This is a genomic window from Methylobacterium sp. CM6257 (genome assembly GCF_054611515.1).
Map to the genome: position 1 here is coordinate 1,078,420 of NZ_CM137735.1, position 17,162 is coordinate 1,095,581.

Below are 17,162 nucleotides of genomic sequence, written 5' to 3' on the forward strand. Positions count from 1 at the left end.
GAGCCCGGCCCTCTGTTCTCTCACCAGAAGGGGCCCGCGATGCGGCCTTCCAAGCGTGCCGCCGACGAGTTGCGGCCCGTCAGCCTGGAGCGCGCGGTATCGCGCTACGCCGAAGGCTCATGCCTCGTCAGCTTCGGCAACACCCGCGTGCTCTGCACCGCCTCGCTGGAGGAGCGAGGTCCTCCGTGGCTACGCGGTTCGGGCAAGGGCTGGGTCACGGCCGAGTACGCCATGCTGCCGCGTGCGACGCACGAACGCACCCGGCGCGAGGTCGGTTCCGGCAAGCCGTCCGGGCGTACGCAGGAGATCCAGCGCCTGATTGGCCGGTCTCTCCGGGCCGTCACTAACCTGCCCGCCATGGGCGAGCGCCAGATCACGGTCGATTGTGACGTGATCCAGGCCGACGGTGGCACGCGGACCGCCGCGATCACCGGCGCCTGGGTGGCGCTGCACGATTGCTTCGCCTGGATGCGAGCGCGCTCGATCATCTCGGTCGACCCGCTGCGCGATCACGTCGCGGCGGTCTCCTGCGGCCTATACATGGGCAGCCCGGTGCTCGACCTCGACTACGCCGAGGATTCTGCGGCCGAAACCGACGCGAACTTCGTGCTCACCGGCCGGGGCGGAATCGTCGAGGTGCAGGGCACTGCCGAGATGGAGCCGTTCTCGGAGGCGCAGCTCCTCGAATTGCTGCAGCTCGCCCGCGCCGGAACGGACCGGCTGGTCGCCCTGCAGAAGGAGGCGATCGCGTGAGCCGCAGGCTGATGGGCAAGGTGGTGATCGCCACCCACAATTCCGGCAAGCTCGTGGAGATGCGCGAGCTGCTAGCACCCTTCGGCGTCGAGGCGGTTTCGGCCGGCGAACTCGGGCTGCCCGAGCCCGAGGAAACCGGAACCATGTTCGCTGAGAATGCCGCCCTCAAGGCGAAGGCCGCCGCCGGGGCTACCGGGCTTCCGGCCTTCGCCGACGATTCCGGCTTGTGCGTGGACGCGCTGGACGGCGCGCCGGGCATCTTCTCGGCCCGCTGGGCGGGACCCAACAAGGATTTCTCCGGCGCCATGGCGCGGATCTTCTCCGAGCTGAACCGGCGCGGCGCCGAGAGCCGCCGGGCGCATTTCGTCTCGGCGCTGGTGCTTGCCTGGCCGGACGGACACACGGAGCTGTTCGAGGGCCGGGTCTTCGGCGATCTCGTGGAGCCGCGCGGCTCGGCCGGCTTCGGCTACGACCCGATCTTCCGGCCAGACGGCCACGAGCGCACCTTCGGCGAGATGACCGCCGAGGAGAAGCACGGCGTCGACTGGCAGCGGGGGCAGGGATTGTCGCACCGCGCCCAGGCCTTCGTGGACCTCAGCCGCGCTTGCCTCGCGGCCCGTTCCTGATTGCCAAACCGGGCACCCGCGCTCACATCCCGGCCATCATGACCTCGAACGGCCCGGACCATCCGACCCGCGATGCGGGTTTCGGGATCTACCTGCACTGGCCCTTCTGCGCGGCGAAGTGCCCCTATTGCGACTTCAACAGCCACGTCCGGCACGCGGGCGTGGATGAGCCGCGCTTCCTCGATGCCTTCCGGGCCGAGATCGGCCACAACGCCGCGCGCACCCCGGGCCGCACGGTCACCAGCATCTTTCTCGGCGGCGGGACGCCGTCGCTGATGCAGCCCGCGACGGTCGCGGGCCTGCTCGACGCCGTGGCGTCCCATTGGGCGGTGGCACCGGATGCGGAGATTACCCTTGAGGCCAACCCGTCAAGCGTTGAGGCCGGCCGCTTCCACGGCTACCGCGCCGCCGGGGTCAACCGTGTATCGCTGGGCGTGCAGGCGCTCGACGACGCGTCCCTGAGGACGCTCGGCCGGCTCCACGACGTCGCGCAGGCGCTGGACGCGATCCGTGTCGCGCAATCCGTCTACGCGCGCACCTCCTTCGACCTGATCTATGCCCGGCCGGGCCAGACCCCCGCGATGTGGCGGGCCGAGCTGGGCGAGGCACTGGCGCTGGCCGCCGAGCACCTCTCCCTCTACCAGCTCACCATCGAGCCCGGGACGCCGTTCCACGGCCTCGCCGCCTCCGGCAAGCTGGTGACGCCGGACGACGAGACCGGTCGGGCCCTCTACGACGTGACCCAGGATCTCTGCGCGCGCGCGGGGCTGCCGGCCTACGAGATCTCCAACCATGCCCGGCCGGGCGCGGAATCGCGCCACAACCTGCTCTACTGGCGCTACGGCGAATATGCCGGCATCGGCCCCGGCGCCCATGGACGGCTCGTCACGAACGAGGGCCGGATCGGCACCGTCACGGAGCGCTCGCCGGAGGCCTGGCGCGCCCGGGTCGAACGCGACGGCCACGGCATCGTGGAGACCGAGAGCTTGTCCCCCGCCGATCAGGCCGACGAGTTCCTGATGATGGGCCTGCGGCTCGCCGAGGGCATAGATCCGGCGCGCTACGCCGCTCTGAAGGGCCGCCCTCTGAACGGCAACCGCATCGGCATGCTGGTGGGCGATGGCTTGCTGGAGCCGCTGCCTGGGGGCCGGATCGCCGCCACGGCGCGGGGCGCGCCTGTGCTCAACGCCGTGGTGGCCGAACTCGCGGCCTGATCAGATCGCCGGCTTGGCCAAGACGCGCGGCGCCGGACTCACCAAGGTGGCGGCGTTGTTGCGGATCTCGTAGACCGCCAGCGCGCGCTCGCTCTGCCCGTCCGGGCGGAATCGGAAGGTGCCGTCGATCCCGGCGAAGCCCGATCCGCTCGTCAGGGTTGTCTCCGCAAAGCGTTGCGAACCGTACTGGCGCGACAGCGCCGCGGTGAGCATCACCGCGTCGTAGGCGAGGGAGGCGACGCGCGGTGGAACGGCGCCGAACCGCGCCTGATAGCGTCCGGTAAAGTTCGAGAAGCCGCTCCGGTCCGACGAGGCAAAATGGCCGCCCTGCAGCGCCGGCAGCGCGAACAGCGCCGGCTCGTTCCACAGCGCCGTCCCGATGGGGCGCACCCGCGCGGGCGAGAAGCCGGCCCGGGTCAGGGCTGCCGCGACGGTCGGCATGGCTTCGGCGGTTTCCGGGATGAAAAGCGCGTCGGCCGTCGCGCCGGGGCCGGTGATGACGCGTGCCAGCCGCTCCACGGCCGGACCTGGGGCGCCCGGGGCGTAGCGCTCCACGGCCGCGACCCGCGCGCCCTTGCGGGCCACGGCTTCCCGAAATTCCGCCTCGACGGCGTTGCCGTAGGCGGTCTCTGGGATCAGCGCCGCGAACGACCGTTTGCCGCCGACCACGGACTCGGCGACGATCCGGTCGACCTCCGGCTGCGGCAGGAAGCTGAGGAGGTAGACGCCGCGCGCCGCCACGGTCGCATCCGTCGAGAAGCCGATCACCGGCTTGCCCGTCGTCCGCGCCACGCTCGCTGCGGCCTGCACGCTCGCCGCGAAGACTGGCCCGAGCACGATCTCGGCGCCCTGCCGCAGGGCGTCCTGGGTCGCGTCCCGGGCGCCGTCCGGGCTGCCCCGGTCGTCCTCGACAAGGATCGTCAGATCCGGCTGCTGCGCCTCGTCGTAGGCGAGCTGTGCCGCGTTGCGCATCGCGCTCCCGACTGCCGCGCCTTGTCCGTTAAGGGGTAGGACGAGAGCGACCTTGACGGAACCGGAGCCGATCCGCTGGCCGCTGGCCGCTGCCGGCGTGATCGGGGCAGGGGCAGGCGCCCCCGCCGCCTGCGGCACGTCCGCGGGCGGCGCCAACTCGGCCTCCGGGGCGGATCTGCGTCGGCCAGCGTCGATGCCGATGCAGCCGCCGAGAGACAGCAGCGTGGTGCACAGGGCGGCGGTCAGGGCGGTAACGCGCACGAGACGGCCCCGCGCGCCTATCGGACGCGCCATGGCGCGGGCTCCTTCGGGCAGGTTCCGGCAGCCTGACCGCCGGCTGGAGAAATGTAAACGCGCGGACGAAGACTTGCCCCCTGGCCGTGAAGGCTCGGCGCGACGACAGGCGCCCAGTGTGGCAAGATCGTCGGCGATGACCCGCCGATTCGACTCCTCGGGGCCCGCTGCCTCGGCCAGAGCCCCGTCCCAGAAGCCCGGCATGGACCGCCTGCGGACCAACACCTTCACGGCTTTCGGCCTGGCGAGCGAGGCCGAGCCACTGGCGCCGGGCTTGCACATCGTGGCGACGCCCATCGGCAACCTGCGGGATATCACGATCCGCGCCCTGGCGACCCTGGCGGCTGCGGATGCCATCCTGGCCGAGGATACCCGGGTCACCCGGACGCTGCTCGCCCATTACGGCATCACGACACCGCTGCTAGCCTATCACGAACATTCCAACGATACCGTGCGCGAGCGGATGGTCGCCCGTCTGCGCGCCGGCGAGGCGCTGGCACTCGTCTCCGATGCCGGAACGCCGCTGGTGTCGGATCCGGGCTACAAGCTCGTTCAGGCTGCCATCGAGGCGGGGATCGCGATCACCCCGGTCCCGGGACCGTCCGCCGTGATGACGGCGCTGGTCGCGGCTGGGTTGCCGACCGACCGGTTCTTCTTCGAGGGATTCCTGCCTCAGAAGGCGGGTGCCCGGCGGAACCGGCTCGAAGCACTGGTCCAGGTGCCCGGAACGCTGGTGCTGTTCGAGTCGCCCCACCGGCTCCCGGAAATGCTGGCCGACGCAGCCGCGGTGTTAGGGCCGGACCGGCCCGCCGCGGTGACCCGGGAGTTGACCAAACTCTATGAGACCGTACGGCGCGATACCCTCGGCTCCCTGAGCGAGCGTTTCGCGCAGGATGGGCCGCCGAAGGGTGAGATCGTCGTCATCATCGGCGCGGCCACGGCTCCAGAGCGAACCGCCGAAGGAGACCCAGCGCTCGATGCGCTGCTCAGGACCGCCCTCGAGCGCCACTCGATCAAGGACGCCGCGAGCCTCGTGGCCGATGAGACCGGCCAGCCGCGCCGATTGGTCTATACCCGGGCGCTCGCGCTCGCCCGCGAGGGCGAGGGATGACGGGGTTGCTGCCCGATCAGTCCGTCCGGCGCCGTGCCGCCTATCTCAGGGGTCACCGGGCCGAATGGCTGGCCCTCGCATCGCTGATGCTCAAGGGCTACTGGCCGATCGGACGGCGCGTCAGCTTCGCGGGCGGCGAGATCGACCTGATCGTGCAGCGCTGGAACACGATCGCGTTCGTCGAGGTGAAGGCGCGTGTCAGGCGCGACGATGCCCGGGAAGCCATCGACGCCACCAAACGTCGTCGCTTCTCCCGGGCTGTGCGGGCATGGATCGGCCACAACGCGTGGTGCGCTGGGATGACCTTCCGCGCGGATGCCGTGTTCGTCGGGATGCGCCAGTGGCCGGCCCACCTTCCCGACGCCTTCCCCATCGAAGGCTTGTGACGGGACGGCTCAGTCGCGAGCTGCGCGGATCGCCCCGATCAGCGTGCGCTTGAGATCGGCTTGGCTGAACGGCTTCTGCACGACCGGCCTGTCCCGGAACGGCTCGCGGATGCCTGCCCCGCCGTAGCCGGTGGAGAAGACCAGCGGCAGGTCGCGCTTCGCGATGGCCTCGGCGACCGGGTAGATCGGCTCACCCGCCACGTTCACGTCGAGGATGGCGACCTCGAAGGCTTCCTGCGAGGCCATCTCAAGCGCGGTCGAGAGACGCGCGGCCGGACCGACGACGGCGCAGCCGAAATCCAGGAGCATATCCTCGAGCAACATCGAGATTGCGGCCTCGTCCTCGACGACGAGCACGCGGACGCCGTTCAGAACGTCATCGTTAGGGTCAGCAGTCACGCCGGGCCGTCTTCCCTTCGTACGCCCCGTCGCCGGGGATCTTGCCGTGCGATTGGTCTCGCCTCGCGAGCCGCAGTCGGAAACGCCGACGCAGCCTCGACGGGCGGCCCGTGAGATAGCCCGTGGCGTCGCCCGTAATGCGCAACGTGTCAAGCGTTCCCCGGCCGTTCCGCCGCCGATGGCGACCGGTATGTTAACCGATGATACATATTTTCAACCCGCCGGGGTTGAGCATCGCTCGCGGCCGCTGGGGGCGGCCTCTCAATCGTCCTTGAAGCTGACCTTGGCGCCGCGTTTGACGTGCGTTGCGAGGTCGCGCGCGTTCCAGTTGGTCAGGCGAATGCAGCCGTGAGACTCGGTCTTGCCGACCTTCTCGGGCTCCGGCGTGCCGTGAATCCCGTAGCTCGGAATGGCGAGATCGATCCAGACGAGCCCGACGGGGTTGTTCGGGCCCGGGTGGATCGTAAACTTTTGCTGCGCTTCCACGCCCTTGAACGCATATTTCGGATCGTATGTGTAGTCCGGGTCGAAGGCGACGCCCTTCACCTTGGTGTCGCCGCTCGGGGCCGGCTTCTCGGCGCTGCCGATCGAGGCGGGGTAATAGGCCAGCAACTTCCCGTCCGCTCCGAAGGCGCGCACGTCCCGGCTGCTTTTGTCGACCTCGATGCGCTCGACCTTCGGCTCCTGCGCGAGTTCTTTGCCCTTGGGCTTATCCAGACTCATGGGATCGACCGCCGCCACCGCGATGGACGTGCCGGCCTTGTCGAGGGGCTTGCCGGGGTTCAGGGCGCTGATGAGATCGCGGCTCATGTGGAAGCGCTCGGCCAGCATCTCTCGGGGATTGGTGTAGCCCAGCGTCTTCAGGTCGGCCTGCTCCTCCATCTTGGGCGGGATCTTGTCGACGTAGGGACCAGAGGCATCAGCGTCGGTGATCGTGTAGTCGGTCACGACAGGCTTATCGCTGGTGGCCTGAAGTTTGTCCCAGACCTCCGGAGTCAGGTCTCGGGTGGCGGGAAGGCCCTGTGCCACCGCGAAGGCCGACAGGGCCCCCTGGTAGTTGTCGCCCTTCCGGCCGTCGATCGCGCCGGGGTAGAAATGCGCGCGGTCCAGCAGCACCTGCGCCTTCACGATGAGCGGGTCCGGCTTCTCGCCCGTCTTCCCGCCCTTGCGCGACTTGGCGCCGTGCTTCTTCCGGTGGGACCGCTTCTGATCGGAGCTGTCGGCGTCACCCGGACCCAGGGTGGCCGCATTGATCGCCTCTGCGGTCAGCGCGGACGGCTTCGTGCTCTCCTGAGCGGCGTCCTTTGCGTGCGCCTTAACCGGCCGGGCATCCGCTCCCTGTGCGGCAATGCAGCTTGCCAGAATCGCCGCGCAAACCGGCCGCCAGCGTGTCGGAATCATCGACGTCGTCGTCTCCGGGAGCGTGCGCGCTCCCGTCGCTCAAGTGTTGAGCGGGCCGGAACGTTCCATCATGCGCTATTCACAAAGGCGATGCCCGGCGTTGCGCTCGCGCTCGTCGAGATGAAAGTGATTGGCGTGGGCCGCGTTCGTGCCAGGACCCAGGACGGTGCGGAAGAACTCGCAGGCCTTGCCGCGCACGGCACCGAGGAACTGAGCCTCTTCGGATCCCTCCGGCATCGCCTTGACCGGTATGCTCGCGCGTCCGGCGAAGGTGAACCCCATCACATCGGCCGCATTGGCAAAGGCGTGCTCGCTCAGCTTGGCGTCGATATCGTGGTTCTGCCCGCGGCAGATGTAGGTGCCGCCGAGTTCGAGTCCGGTAAGCCCGTGCTTGAGCGTCCGGTCGGCCTCCACCTGCACCTCCGTGACCCAGCGCGCCAGGGCCTCGGCCGCGCGGCAGGTCAGCGTCGCGCCCTGCGGCAGCGCGACACCGTCGGCGAGTTTGGTGATCTTGAGGGGCAAGGGCGCGGTGCACTGGCCCTCGGCGATCGGGGTCATCGGCTCGAAATCGACCCCCAGCCGCTTGAGGCGTGTCCGACAGGCGGTATCGTCCGGGGGGGCGACTTTGAGGGCCAGGGCGGCCGCGCCGGACAGCTCCGGCGGCCGTCCAGGCGGCGCCGGCGGCGGCGACGGAATCTCTGGCTTGGCAGCCTCAGTCGGCTTCTCCGTGACGGGGTCGTGAGCCGAATTTTTGCCCTTGGGCGTCAGTTCGGGCGGCCTGGCCGGTGGCGTCGGAGGAGCGGACTCGACCGCAGGGGGCGGCTTCAGCGCGCCCGGCCGCTCAGGCGGCAGAGGCGGAGGAACCGGGGTGCCGGCGGGTGACTCGGCGGCCCGACCCGGCGCGGCAAGAATCAGGGCGAGGCCGAGGGCGAGAACGCCGCGCACCAGGCGCATCATCGGTCGGTGGATGGAGATGGTTCGTCCCGGCATGGGGCCTCGAAGCGTGGGCGTTGGCCGGTAGTAACGAACGGAACGCCGTTCGGATCGCTCAAACCCGGTTGACGGAGACGCTGAGCGGGCCACTGTCTTCCGAACCGCGGCCGCGACCCCCATGTCGCTGTCGGACCGTAAGCCTATCGAGGACCGAATGCCGGACGCAGCCGATGCCGGGCTCCCGAGCCTGCCGCAGGACAATCCCTTCCGCGAGGCGCACTGGACGACGCCGTACGGTCTCCCGCCCTTCGAGCGCATCCTTCCGGAACACTACATGCCGGCCTTCGCGGCAGCGCTCGCGGCCCACGATGCCGAGATCCATGCCATCGCGACAGAGCCGGAACCCGCGACATTCGCCAACACGGTAGCGGCGATGGAGCGGGCCGGCCTCGCTCTCGAACGGGTCGCCAGCGTCTTCTACAACCTGACCGGCAGCCACACGAACTCTGACCTTCAGGCGATCGAGCGGGCCATCGGTCCGAAACTCGCCCGGCACGGGAGCGCGATCTATCTCAACCCGCAACTATGGGCGCGCATCTCGGCCGTTGACGCGGAAGCCGAGGGTCTGGGTCCGGAGGAGCGCCGCGTCCTCGACCGCTACCGCATCCGGTTCCGTCGGGCCGGGGCCGAGTTCGGACCGGAGGACAAGGCGCGCGTCGCTGAGATCGCTGCACGCATGTCGGAGCTCGGCACCCGGTTCAGCCAAAATTTGCTCGCCGACGAGAGCAGCTTCGTGCTGCCGCTCCAGGGCGAGGAGGATCTGGCGGGCCTGCCGCCGTTCCTGCGCGCCGCTGCCGAGAGCGCGGCCAAGGAGCGCGGCCTCGAAGGACACGTCATCACGTTGTCCCGCTCGCTGATCGAGCCGTTCCTGGTCTTCTCCACCCGCCGGGATCTGCGCGAGCGCGCCTATGCGGCCTGGACGCGGCGCGGAGAGAACGGGGGCGAGACGGACAACAGAGAGATCATCGCGGAGATCGTCAGGCTGCGCGCCGAGCGGGCGCGGCTTCTCGGCTTCCAGAGCTTCGCGCATTTCGCCCTCGACGACACGATGGCAGCGAGCCCCGACGCCGCGACGGCGCTCCTGCGCGATGTCTGGACTCCGGCCCGAGCACGGGCCGGCGACGAGCGCGATCGCCTCCAGGGGATGGTCCAGGCCGAGGGCCACAACTTCGCGCTTCAGGCTCATGATTGGCGCCACTACGCCGAGAAGCTCCGGCGCGCCGAGCACGACCTCGATGAGAGCGAGATCAAGGCCTACCTGCCCTTGGAGCGGATGATCCAGGCTGCCTTCGACACGGCCTCGCGCCTGTTCGGCCTGACCTTCGAGGAACTGGCCGATGTTCCGCGCTACCACCCGGACGTGCGCGTCTGGCGGGTCGGCAACCCGGACGGTTCCGAGGTCGGCCTGTTTCTGGGCGACTACTTCGCGCGCGCGTCAAAACGCTCTGGGGCCTGGATGAGCGCCTTTCGCTCTCAGGAACGCCTGAACGGGCCGATCACGCCGATCATCGTCAATGTGATGAACTTCGCCAAGGCGCCTCCGGGCGAGAGCACGCTCCTGTCCTTTGACGATGCGCGCACGCTTTTCCACGAGTTCGGTCACGCCCTCCACGGGCTCCTGTCGGACGTCACCTATCCGCTGCTCTCGGGCACTGCGGTGTCGCGCGACTTCGTAGAGCTGCCCTCGCAGCTCTACGAGCACTGGCTGGAACAGCCGGAGGTGCTGCGGACGCACGCGCGGCACCACCGGACCGGCGAGCCGATGCCCGATGCGCTGCTGCAGAAGCTCCTCGCGGCGCGGACCTTCAACCAGGGCTTCGCCACCGTAGAATATACGGCCTCGGCGATCGTCGACATGACGCTGCATCTCTCGTCCGAGGGTGAAGCCGGGCTCGACGTGCCGGCCTTCGAGGCCGAGGCTCTGCGGCGGATCAGCATGCCGGCCGAGATCAGCATGCGGCACCGGTCTCCCCATTTCGCCCACATCTTCTCGGGCGACGGTTATGCGGCGGGCTACTACAGCTATCTCTGGTCGGAGGTCCTCGATGCCGATGCCTTCGACGCCTTCCGCGAGGCCGGCGATATCTTCGATCCGGAGACGGCACAGCGTCTGCGAACCTTCGTGTACGGCGCCGGAAACCTGCGCGACCCGCGCGAGGCCTACACGGCCTTCCGCGGACGGATGCCGAGCATCGAACCTCTATTGAAGAAGCGCGGGTTGGCGGCGTGAACCACGAGCCGGCGGTAAGGTTTTCGTAAACAAACGTCCTTAACGAACGCTTGCAGCGACATCCTGCTTGCGGAGTTGGGGGCGATGACGAAGATCGAAGCCAAGCAGGCCGTCTCTCCGGACGACCTGCTGAAGGCCGCGGTGACCGGAAAGACGGAGCCGCAGCCGCAATCTGAGACCGCCGGGGCGGACATCTCCGCCACCAAGCGCCTCGCGCTTCCCTCGCTCACACGTCAGGATTTGCATCGCTTCGCCCTTCCGGCTGCCGCCCTGGCGATCGGTGCCGTGCTGGGCGGCGGAGTCATGGCTCTCTCCCGGCCGACGGCCCTGTCCAACGATGCCGTGGTCGCGCTCAGCACCACCCTCGATGCCGGCCGGACCGAGACGGCGCGTCTCGGCAGCGACATTGCGCAGCTCCACCAGGTGCTTGCCGACCTGCGCGCCTCGACCGACACCGGCCGCAAGGAGGCCAACACCCGCAGCAGCGCTCTCGGTGAGCGTCTCGCGCAGCTCGACAAAAACCTGAACGCCAAGACCGCTGCGCTCGGTGAGCGACTCGAACAGGTCGAGCGCGAGCAGAATGCCCGCATCGCTAACCTTGCCGCGCAGCTCGACCGTCGGGCCGCCGCCGTGCCAGCTGCAAAGGCCGAGCCGACGCAGACGGGAAGCTTGCCTGAGGCTCGGAACGCGGAGGCGAAGGCCTCGGATATCAAGGTCGCGGACGCCAAGGTCACCGAGGCGAAGCTCGCTGAACCGAAGCCGGCTGAAGCGAAGCCAAAGCCGTCCGCGTCGGAGAAGCCCATCATCGATGCCTGGGCGCTTCGCGACATCTACGACGGGACAGCGATCCTCGAGAACCGCCGCCGTCACCTCGTGGAGGTCGCTCCGGGCGACATCCTGCCGGGGGTCGGCCGCGTCGAAGGAGTCGAGCGCCGCGGGCGCGAATGGGTGGTCGTGACCCGCCAGGGTCTCGTCACGCCGCAGCCCTGGTAGACCGACGACGGGTCAGCGCGTGGCCCAGGGGGTCGGGGCGAGCTCGTCGCTTGTGAGCGGATGGCGCGGCTCAAGCGTCATCGGGTCGGCGAGAGCGGCTGCGCGCTCGGCGCGGCGGCGGCCATGCCGAAGCGCGCGGGTCTGCGCCGTGCGCGTCGGGTGCAGGATTGCGGCGAGGAGCGCCTGCCCCTCGAACTCGCTGTCCAAATTCTTCGCTTCGAAGACGGGCATAACCGGCCTGCTTGGGTGCGGTTACGGGCACGCCGAGCGCGTCCAATAGAACCACATCCCCGATAACGGGGATCGCGTGGACAGGTTCCGCCAAGCTTTCGCCACGAAACCTCTTTTTTACGTTTGTCCAAGCGATCCACGAATGCAGTGCGGCAACGCACGTGGACCGGTCGTCAGACGAACTGGCTGAGTCCCGGGATCGAGCCGATGATCGGTCCCATCGCGTCTTCGCCGACCTTCTCGCGGCCGAAGGCGAACAGCTCCTGGCCGAGCGGCTGCATCTCACCCATCGGAACGCCCGCCGCCATCAGCTTCTGGCCGAGTGCCATGACGCCGCCGCCGCCGATCATGCCGCCGAGCATGCCCATGAGCCCGCCGCCGCCGCTCTCGCCGGCATTCGATTCGGTCACCAGCGCCTCGGAGCCAGGCAGAGCTGCCAGGAGCTGATTGACTTCGGCCTCGGGCCCCTCCTTCTGGAGGAAGGCGAGGATGTGCCCGATGGCGGTCTGCGCGGTCGCGGCGTCGAGCCCGGTGCGGGCGGTGACGCGGGCGAGCAATTCTTCCATGGCCATGATCTCTTCGGAACGCTTCCAGACGTCCTTCGACTCTGAGGCGCTGGAAATCAAGCGTGGGCCGGGTCCGCCCGGGAACGTCGCGGAGTGGCGTGTCCGCATCGCACCGCTGCGGACCATCGCCGCGCATCGGCCGGTTCGGCTGCCGAGCGCATGGTGACTTCGGCGAACAGGGTTCCACTTGTCCGCATCATTCCCGAATGCGGAGCCGGACCATGCGCATCAACAACGTCGCGGATGTCTTTGCCGAGACCCTCCAGGAGGCTGGTGTCTCCCGCGTCTACGGCGTCGTCGGCGACAGCCTGAACGGCATTACCGAGGCGCTCAGGGCCCGCGGGCGGATCGAGTGGATCCACACCCGTCACGAGGAGGCCGCGGCCTTCGCGGCCGCCGCCGAGGCCCAGCTCACCGGGCATCTGGCCGTCTGCGCCGGCTCCTGCGGTCCGGGCAACCTGCACCTGATCAACGGTCTCTACGACGCGCATCGCAGCCGCAGCCCGGTGCTGGCGATCGCCGCCCATATCCCCTCCGCCGAGATCGGCTCCGGTTATTTTCAGGAGACGAAGCCCACCGAGCTGTTCCGGGAGTGCAGCCATTACTGCGAGCTTCTCTCAGACTCCGCGCAGATGCCGTTCGTTCTCGAGAACGCCATCCGCGCCGCGGTTGGGGGAGGGGGGCGTCGCCGTCGTCGTCATCCCGGGGGACGTCGCCCTGCGCGAGGCGCCCAAGCGCGCGCTTGCGCCCCGAGCCGGACTGATTCCCGCCAAGCCCGTCGTGCGGCCGGCCGATGCGGAACTCGACGCCCTCGCGGCGCTGCTCAATGCCGGGAAACGTGTCACGCTGCTCTGCGGGCGCGGCTGCGCGGGCGCCCATGCCGACCTGCTTCAGCTCGCCGAAGTCCTCAAGAGCCCGATCGTGCATGCGCTGGGCGGCAAGGAGTTCATCGAGTTCGACAACCCTTACGACGTCGGCATGACCGGCCTCATCGGTTTCGCGTCGGGCTACGCGGCGATGATGGCCTGCGACACCCTGCTGATGCTCGGCACAGGCTTCCCCTACAAGCAGTTCTATCCGCAGGACGCGAAGGTCGTGCAGGTCGATCTGCGTCCCGCCGAACTCGGACGGCGCTGCCGCATCGAGTTGGGTCTGGTGGGCGATGTCGGCGCTACGATCCGCGCAGTCCTGCCGCGGCTCAAGCCGAAAGCCGATCGCTCCTTCCTGGATACCAGCCTGAAGCACTACGCCAAGGCGCGCACCGGCCTCGACGACCTTGCTACGGGGAAGCCAGGCGGCCCACTGCACCCGCAATACCTCGCCCGCACGATCAGCGAAGCGGCATCGGACGACGCCGTGTTCACCGCCGATGTCGGCACGCCGACGATCTGGGCGGCGCGCTATCTGAAGATGAACGGGAAGCGGCGGCTCCTCGGCTCCTGGGTGCATGGGTCCATGGCCAACGCCCTGTCGCAGGGCATCGGCGCTCAGGCGGCACAGCCTAACCGGCAGGTGATCGCGCTCTGCGGCGACGGCGGCTTCGCCATGCTGATGGGCGACTTCCTGACCCTGCGGCAGCACCGCCTGCCGCTGAAGGTGGTGGTGTTCAACAACGGGACGCTGGGCTTCGTTGAGCTTGAGATGAAGGCCGCTGGCTACCTTGAGACCGGCGTCGCCCTCGACAATCCGGATTTCTCCGCGATGTCGCGGGCTGCGGGGATCTTCGCCCTGCGGGTCGAGGATCCGGCCGAGCTGCCCGGGGCGGTGCGGGAGTTCCTCGACTTCGACGGTCCCTCGCTCCTCGACGTGCGTACCGCCCGCAACGAGCTCTCGATGCCGCCCCGGATCGACGGGCACCAGATGAAGGGCTTCAGCCTCTATGTCCTGCGCGCAGTGATGGACGGACGCGGTGACGCGGTGCTCGACCTCGCCAAAACCAACCTCATCCGATAGACCCCCTCGATCAGTCTCGAACCGTTCCAGACCAGCGGAACGGCGATCCAGGGAGTTGCCGGACCATGCGGGTCGGCCTGTTCGTGCCGTGCTACGTCGATGCCTTCGAGCCCGAGGTCGGGATCGCCACGCTCGAGCTTCTGGAGCGTTTCGGCTGCACGGTGGAGTATCCCTACGACCAGACCTGCTGCGGCCAGCCGATGACCAACACCGGCTGCCACGCGGAAGCGGCCGCCACGGAGGCTCTGTTCGTCAAGAACTTCTCCGGATTCGACTACGTGGTGGCACCCTCCGGATCCTGCGTCCATCAGGTACGTGAGCACCTGACGGCGATCCCGCAGACGGACGAGGTCCGGCACGTCCGCACCAGCACTTACGAGCTGGTTGAGTTCCTGCACGACGTGCTGAAGGTCGAGGCGCTCCCCTGGGCGAACTTTCCCCACAAGGTCGCCTATCACGCCAATTGCAACGCGCTCCGCGGCATCCACCATGCCCGGCCCTCGGAGCTGGTGAAGCCTTACTTCTCCAAGCCCCTCGACCTTCTGCGCCTCGTGAAGGGCGTCGAGCTGGTCGACCTCGCCCGGCCGGACGAGTGTTGCGGCTTCGGCGGGACCTTCTCGGTGTTCGAGCCCGCGGTCTCGGCCAAGATGGGCTATGACAAGGTCGCCGATCAAAATCGGGCCGGCGCCGAATACGTCGTCTCGGCGGATTCCTCATGCCTGATGCACCAGAAGGGCTGCGCTGAACGTCTGGGATTGCCGCTGAAGTACATCCACATCGCGCAGGTGCTAAACGGAGCCGCTGCATGAGCGCCGAGGATCTCAATCCGCGCGAGCGCGAGGGCGTCATCCATCCGGAGGTGCGCGCCGGCAACGACGAGAGCGAGCGCTCCCAAGACGGCCGCCGCCTCCAGCACGCCGAGGCCGCCTCGAAGCCGATCCGCGCGCCGCAGGTCCGTGAGCCGCAGCCGCGCGGCGCGAAGATCCGCGGCGACCGGCCGATCGACCAGGCCGAGGCCGCCGAGCGCTTCCTCGCCGCGCCGCTGCATCAGGCCGCGCATGACGAGCGCCTGTGGGACCTGCGCAAGAAGCGCGACGCCTCAGCCCACGGCATCCCCGAGTGGGAGGAGCTGCGCGAACTCGCCTCGCAGATCAAGACGCACACGCTCAGCCACCTCGACCGCTACCTCGAGCAGTTCGAGGCGGCCGCGAAGGCCAACGGCGTCCATGTCCACTGGGCGAAGGACGGGGCCGATCACAACCGAATCGTCCTGGAGATCATGAGGAGCCACGGCGCCAAGACGCTGGTGAAGTCGAAGTCGATGCTCACCGAGGAGTGCGGCTTCCGCCACCACATGGCGGCCAACGGCATCGAGATCATCGAGACCGACCTCGGCGAGCGGATCCAGCAGCTCGACGAGGAGGAGCCCAGTCACATCGTGGCCCCGGCCGTGCACAAGACCCGCCTCGACGTGGCCGAGGTCTTCGCCAAGACGCTCGGTACCGATCCGGACAACGACGACGCCCATTACCTCGCCGAGAGCCAGCGCGAGACGACCCGACCCTACATCCTGAAGGCCGATGCCGGCATGACCGGCTGCAACTTCGCCATCGCCGAGACCGGCACGGTGGTCACCTGCACCAACGAGGGCAATGCCGACCTGTCCGGCAACGTCCCGCCGCTGCAGATCCACTCGATCGGGATCGAGAAGATCATCCCGAAGGTCGAGCATCTGGGCGTCTTCATCCGCCTTCTGTCGCGCTCGGCGCTGGGCTCGCCGATCACCCAGTACACCTCGCATTTCCGCGCACCCCGCAAGGGTACCGAGATGCACATGGTCCTGGTGGATAACGGCCGCTCGGCCCGCCTCGGCATGGAGGAGTTCTGGACCTCGCTGAAATGCATCCGCTGCGGCGCCTGCATGAACACCTGCCCGGTCTACCGGCGCTCGGGCGGCCTCTCCTACGGGGCGACCTATTCCGGGCCGATCGGCCTCATCATCGATCCGACCTTCAACAAGCGGAAATACTCGACCCTGCCGTTTTCCTCGACGATGAACGGCTCCTGCACCAACGTCTGCCCGGTGAAGATCAACATCCACGAGCAGATCTTTGCGTGGCGCAAGGTGCTGGTCGAGGAGCACCAGATCCCGGCGCTCAAGCAGGGCATGATGAAGGCCGCCGGCGCGGTGCTGTCCCGACCCGCCGCCTACCGGGCGGCGATCGGTGCGGCGGATTCCGCGCTCAAGGTCCTGCCGCGCTTCGCGGTCTACAACCCGCTCAACACCTGGGGAAAGAAGCGCGAGATGCCTGAGGCGCCGCGCCAGACCTTCCACGCCTGGTACAAGCAGAACCGCATGAAGGACACGCAGCGGTGAGCGCGCGCGACAGCATCCTGGCCGACATCCGCAAGAACCGGCCGTCCGGAGACTTCCCGCTGCCGGAGGTGCCGATGTTCGCGCCCCTCGTCGGCGACGACCTCGTGGCCGAATTCGGCGAGCGGCTGAAGCGCATGGGCGGCCGGGTTGCGGAGCCCGGCACCGGCGACGCCTTCACGGGTGTCCGTGAGCGCCTCGACGTCGCGAAGGTCGTGGCCTCCGCGGTCCCGGAACTCGCAGGCAACCGCGACCTGCGGGCTATCCGCTATCCGCAGGAGGTTGAGGATGTGGACGTGGCGGTTGTCCGTGCCGTCTTCGGTATCGCCGAGACGGGCTCCGTGCTGTTCACCCAGGACCAGCTGATCGTGAATGCGGTCGCCTATCTGGCGCAGCACCTCGTCGTGCTGCTCGACCCGGCCGACATTTTGCCGAACGTGCAGGCAGCCTACCGGCGGCCGGAATTCGGCCGCGCCGCCTATGCGGTGCTGCATACCGGCCCTTCGGCCACCGCCGACATTGAAGGCGTGCTGATCCACGGGGCGCAGGGCGTGCGCTCGCTCACTGTCCTTCTGGTTCCGAGAGGCGCCGGAGAGCGCGGCTGACAGCCTACCGATTGGAAGTCCGTCCCCTGGGCTCCGACCAAGTGACCCCGGGTCGCGCAAC

At 68.7% G+C, this 17,162-nt stretch carries 16 protein-coding genes and 1 pseudogene; 11 read left to right on the plus strand and 6 right to left on the minus strand.

Features of this window, described 5'->3' with window-relative positions; translation table 11 throughout:
- Nucleotides 1-39: 39 nt before the first annotated feature.
- From rph to hemW, 3 genes are read left to right on the plus strand one after another with little or no spacing between them, the layout of a single operon-like run.
- The gene (gene rph / locus ACYCO6_RS05215) at nucleotides 40-753 is read left to right on the plus strand and encodes a ribonuclease PH (RefSeq protein ID WP_459769955.1); all 714 of its coding nucleotides are present in this window, start codon (nucleotides 40-42) and stop codon (nucleotides 751-753) included.
- An 11-nt stretch (nucleotides 754-764) separates the two neighbouring features.
- Nucleotides 765-1,379, plus strand: coding sequence for an RdgB/HAM1 family non-canonical purine NTP pyrophosphatase (gene rdgB / locus ACYCO6_RS05220; RefSeq protein ID WP_459773442.1), 615 nt, complete (start codon nucleotides 765-767; stop codon nucleotides 1,377-1,379).
- Between the two features lie 38 nt (nucleotides 1,380-1,417).
- Nucleotides 1,418-2,593 carry a radical SAM family heme chaperone HemW gene (gene hemW, locus ACYCO6_RS05225; RefSeq protein WP_459773443.1) on the plus strand — a complete coding sequence of 392 codons (1,176 nt, stop codon included), beginning with the start codon at nucleotides 1,418-1,420 and terminating at the stop codon, nucleotides 2,591-2,593.
- On the opposite strand, the gene ACYCO6_RS05230 is transcribed toward hemW, so the two are convergent.
- Entirely contained in the window at nucleotides 2,594-3,859 is a 1,266-nt protein-coding gene (locus ACYCO6_RS05230) for a penicillin-binding protein activator (protein ID WP_459769956.1), read from the minus strand. It abuts the gene before it with no gap.
- A gap of 136 nt (nucleotides 3,860-3,995) precedes the next feature.
- On the opposite strand from ACYCO6_RS05230, the gene rsmI reads away from it, so the two are divergent.
- A complete protein-coding gene (gene rsmI / locus ACYCO6_RS05235; RefSeq protein ID WP_459769958.1) occupies nucleotides 3,996-4,970 on the plus strand; it encodes a 16S rRNA (cytidine(1402)-2'-O)-methyltransferase in 975 nt (324 codons plus the stop codon).
- Nucleotides 4,967-5,356, plus strand: a complete 390-nt coding sequence (locus tag ACYCO6_RS05240; protein ID WP_459769959.1) for a YraN family protein — start codon at nucleotides 4,967-4,969, stop codon at nucleotides 5,354-5,356. The genes rsmI and ACYCO6_RS05240 overlap by 4 nt, the downstream gene beginning before the upstream one ends.
- A 9-nt stretch (nucleotides 5,357-5,365) precedes the next feature.
- Here the strand turns inward: ACYCO6_RS05240 and ACYCO6_RS05245 are convergent, their stop codons facing one another.
- The 3 genes from ACYCO6_RS05245 to ACYCO6_RS05255 all read right to left on the minus strand — a co-directional run bounded on the left by ACYCO6_RS05245 (nucleotide 5,366) and on the right by ACYCO6_RS05255 (nucleotide 8,146).
- Nucleotides 5,366-5,755, minus strand: coding sequence for a response regulator (locus ACYCO6_RS05245; protein WP_459769960.1), 390 nt, complete (start codon nucleotides 5,753-5,755; stop codon nucleotides 5,366-5,368).
- A 261-nt stretch (nucleotides 5,756-6,016) separates the two neighbouring features.
- On the minus strand, nucleotides 6,017-7,156 hold the full coding sequence (locus ACYCO6_RS05250) for a L,D-transpeptidase family protein (RefSeq protein ID WP_459769962.1): 1,140 nt from the start codon (nucleotides 7,154-7,156) through the stop codon (nucleotides 6,017-6,019).
- A 75-nt stretch (nucleotides 7,157-7,231) separates the two neighbouring features.
- Nucleotides 7,232-8,146: an extensin family protein gene (locus ACYCO6_RS05255; RefSeq protein ID WP_459769964.1), complete on the minus strand. Its 915-nt coding sequence runs from the start codon at nucleotides 8,144-8,146 to the stop codon at nucleotides 7,232-7,234.
- A 157-nt stretch (nucleotides 8,147-8,303) separates the two neighbouring features.
- Here ACYCO6_RS05255 and ACYCO6_RS05260 point away from each other — a divergent pair, with 157 nt between their 5' ends.
- Nucleotides 8,304-10,379, plus strand: coding sequence for a M3 family metallopeptidase (locus tag ACYCO6_RS05260; protein WP_459769966.1), 2,076 nt, complete (start codon nucleotides 8,304-8,306; stop codon nucleotides 10,377-10,379).
- An 84-nt stretch (nucleotides 10,380-10,463) separates the two neighbouring features.
- Nucleotides 10,464-11,372, plus strand: coding sequence for a hypothetical protein (locus ACYCO6_RS05265; protein ID WP_459769968.1), 909 nt, complete (start codon nucleotides 10,464-10,466; stop codon nucleotides 11,370-11,372).
- A gap of 12 nt (nucleotides 11,373-11,384) precedes the next feature.
- On the opposite strand, the gene ACYCO6_RS05270 is transcribed toward ACYCO6_RS05265, so the two are convergent.
- Both ACYCO6_RS05270 and ACYCO6_RS05275 read right to left on the minus strand, forming a co-directional pair.
- The gene (locus ACYCO6_RS05270) at nucleotides 11,385-11,603 is read right to left on the minus strand and encodes a hypothetical protein (protein WP_459769970.1); all 219 of its coding nucleotides are present in this window, start codon (nucleotides 11,601-11,603) and stop codon (nucleotides 11,385-11,387) included.
- A 173-nt stretch (nucleotides 11,604-11,776) separates the two neighbouring features.
- Nucleotides 11,777-12,169 (minus strand): DUF2267 domain-containing protein, encoded by a 393-nt coding sequence (locus ACYCO6_RS05275; RefSeq protein ID WP_459769971.1) that lies wholly within the window; start codon nucleotides 12,167-12,169, stop codon nucleotides 11,777-11,779.
- Between the two features lie 221 nt (nucleotides 12,170-12,390).
- Between ACYCO6_RS05275 and poxB the strand changes: the two are divergent.
- The 4 genes and pseudogenes from poxB (at nucleotide 12,391) to ACYCO6_RS05295 (ending at nucleotide 17,101) form a co-directional block, all read left to right on the plus strand.
- Nucleotides 12,391-14,122, plus strand: a pseudogene (gene poxB / locus ACYCO6_RS05280) (ubiquinone-dependent pyruvate dehydrogenase).
- A gap of 65 nt (nucleotides 14,123-14,187) precedes the next feature.
- The gene (locus ACYCO6_RS05285) at nucleotides 14,188-14,931 is read left to right on the plus strand and encodes a (Fe-S)-binding protein (RefSeq protein WP_459769973.1); all 744 of its coding nucleotides are present in this window, start codon (nucleotides 14,188-14,190) and stop codon (nucleotides 14,929-14,931) included.
- Entirely contained in the window at nucleotides 14,928-16,499 is a 1,572-nt protein-coding gene (locus ACYCO6_RS05290; RefSeq protein ID WP_459769975.1) for a lactate utilization protein B, read from the plus strand. Before ACYCO6_RS05285 ends, ACYCO6_RS05290 begins: the two co-directional genes overlap by 4 nt.
- Nucleotides 16,496-17,101 carry a LutC/YkgG family protein gene (locus ACYCO6_RS05295; protein WP_459769977.1) on the plus strand — a complete coding sequence of 202 codons (606 nt, stop codon included), beginning with the start codon at nucleotides 16,496-16,498 and terminating at the stop codon, nucleotides 17,099-17,101. Before ACYCO6_RS05290 ends, ACYCO6_RS05295 begins: the two co-directional genes overlap by 4 nt.
- The last annotated feature ends 61 nt before the right edge of the window (nucleotides 17,102-17,162 follow it).

Bases quoted from the DNA above. Each gene is read 5' to 3' on its own strand.
- rph (WP_459769955.1), top strand. From the start codon at position 40: ATGCGGCCTTCCAAGCGTGCCGCCGACGAGTTGCGGCCCGTCAGCCTG.
- rdgB (WP_459773442.1), top strand. From the start codon at position 765: ATGGGCAAGGTGGTGATCGCCACCCACAATTCCGGCAAGCTCGTGGAG.
- hemW (WP_459773443.1), top strand. From the start codon at position 1,418: ATGACCTCGAACGGCCCGGACCATCCGACCCGCGATGCGGGTTTCGGG.
- ACYCO6_RS05230 (WP_459769956.1), bottom strand. From the start codon at position 3,859: ATGGCGCGTCCGATAGGCGCGCGGGGCCGTCTCGTGCGCGTTACCGCC.
- rsmI (WP_459769958.1), top strand. From the start codon at position 3,996: ATGACCCGCCGATTCGACTCCTCGGGGCCCGCTGCCTCGGCCAGAGCC.
- ACYCO6_RS05240 (WP_459769959.1), top strand. From the start codon at position 4,967: ATGACGGGGTTGCTGCCCGATCAGTCCGTCCGGCGCCGTGCCGCCTAT.
- ACYCO6_RS05250 (WP_459769962.1), bottom strand. From the start codon at position 7,156: ATGATTCCGACACGCTGGCGGCCGGTTTGCGCGGCGATTCTGGCAAGC.
- ACYCO6_RS05255 (WP_459769964.1), bottom strand. From the start codon at position 8,146: ATGCCGGGACGAACCATCTCCATCCACCGACCGATGATGCGCCTGGTG.
- ACYCO6_RS05260 (WP_459769966.1), top strand. From the start codon at position 8,304: ATGCCGGACGCAGCCGATGCCGGGCTCCCGAGCCTGCCGCAGGACAAT.
- ACYCO6_RS05265 (WP_459769968.1), top strand. From the start codon at position 10,464: ATGACGAAGATCGAAGCCAAGCAGGCCGTCTCTCCGGACGACCTGCTG.
- ACYCO6_RS05270 (WP_459769970.1), bottom strand. From the start codon at position 11,603: ATGCCCGTCTTCGAAGCGAAGAATTTGGACAGCGAGTTCGAGGGGCAG.
- ACYCO6_RS05275 (WP_459769971.1), bottom strand. From the start codon at position 12,169: ATGGAAGAATTGCTCGCCCGCGTCACCGCCCGCACCGGGCTCGACGCC.
- ACYCO6_RS05285 (WP_459769973.1), top strand. From the start codon at position 14,188: ATGCGGGTCGGCCTGTTCGTGCCGTGCTACGTCGATGCCTTCGAGCCC.
- ACYCO6_RS05290 (WP_459769975.1), top strand. From the start codon at position 14,928: ATGAGCGCCGAGGATCTCAATCCGCGCGAGCGCGAGGGCGTCATCCAT.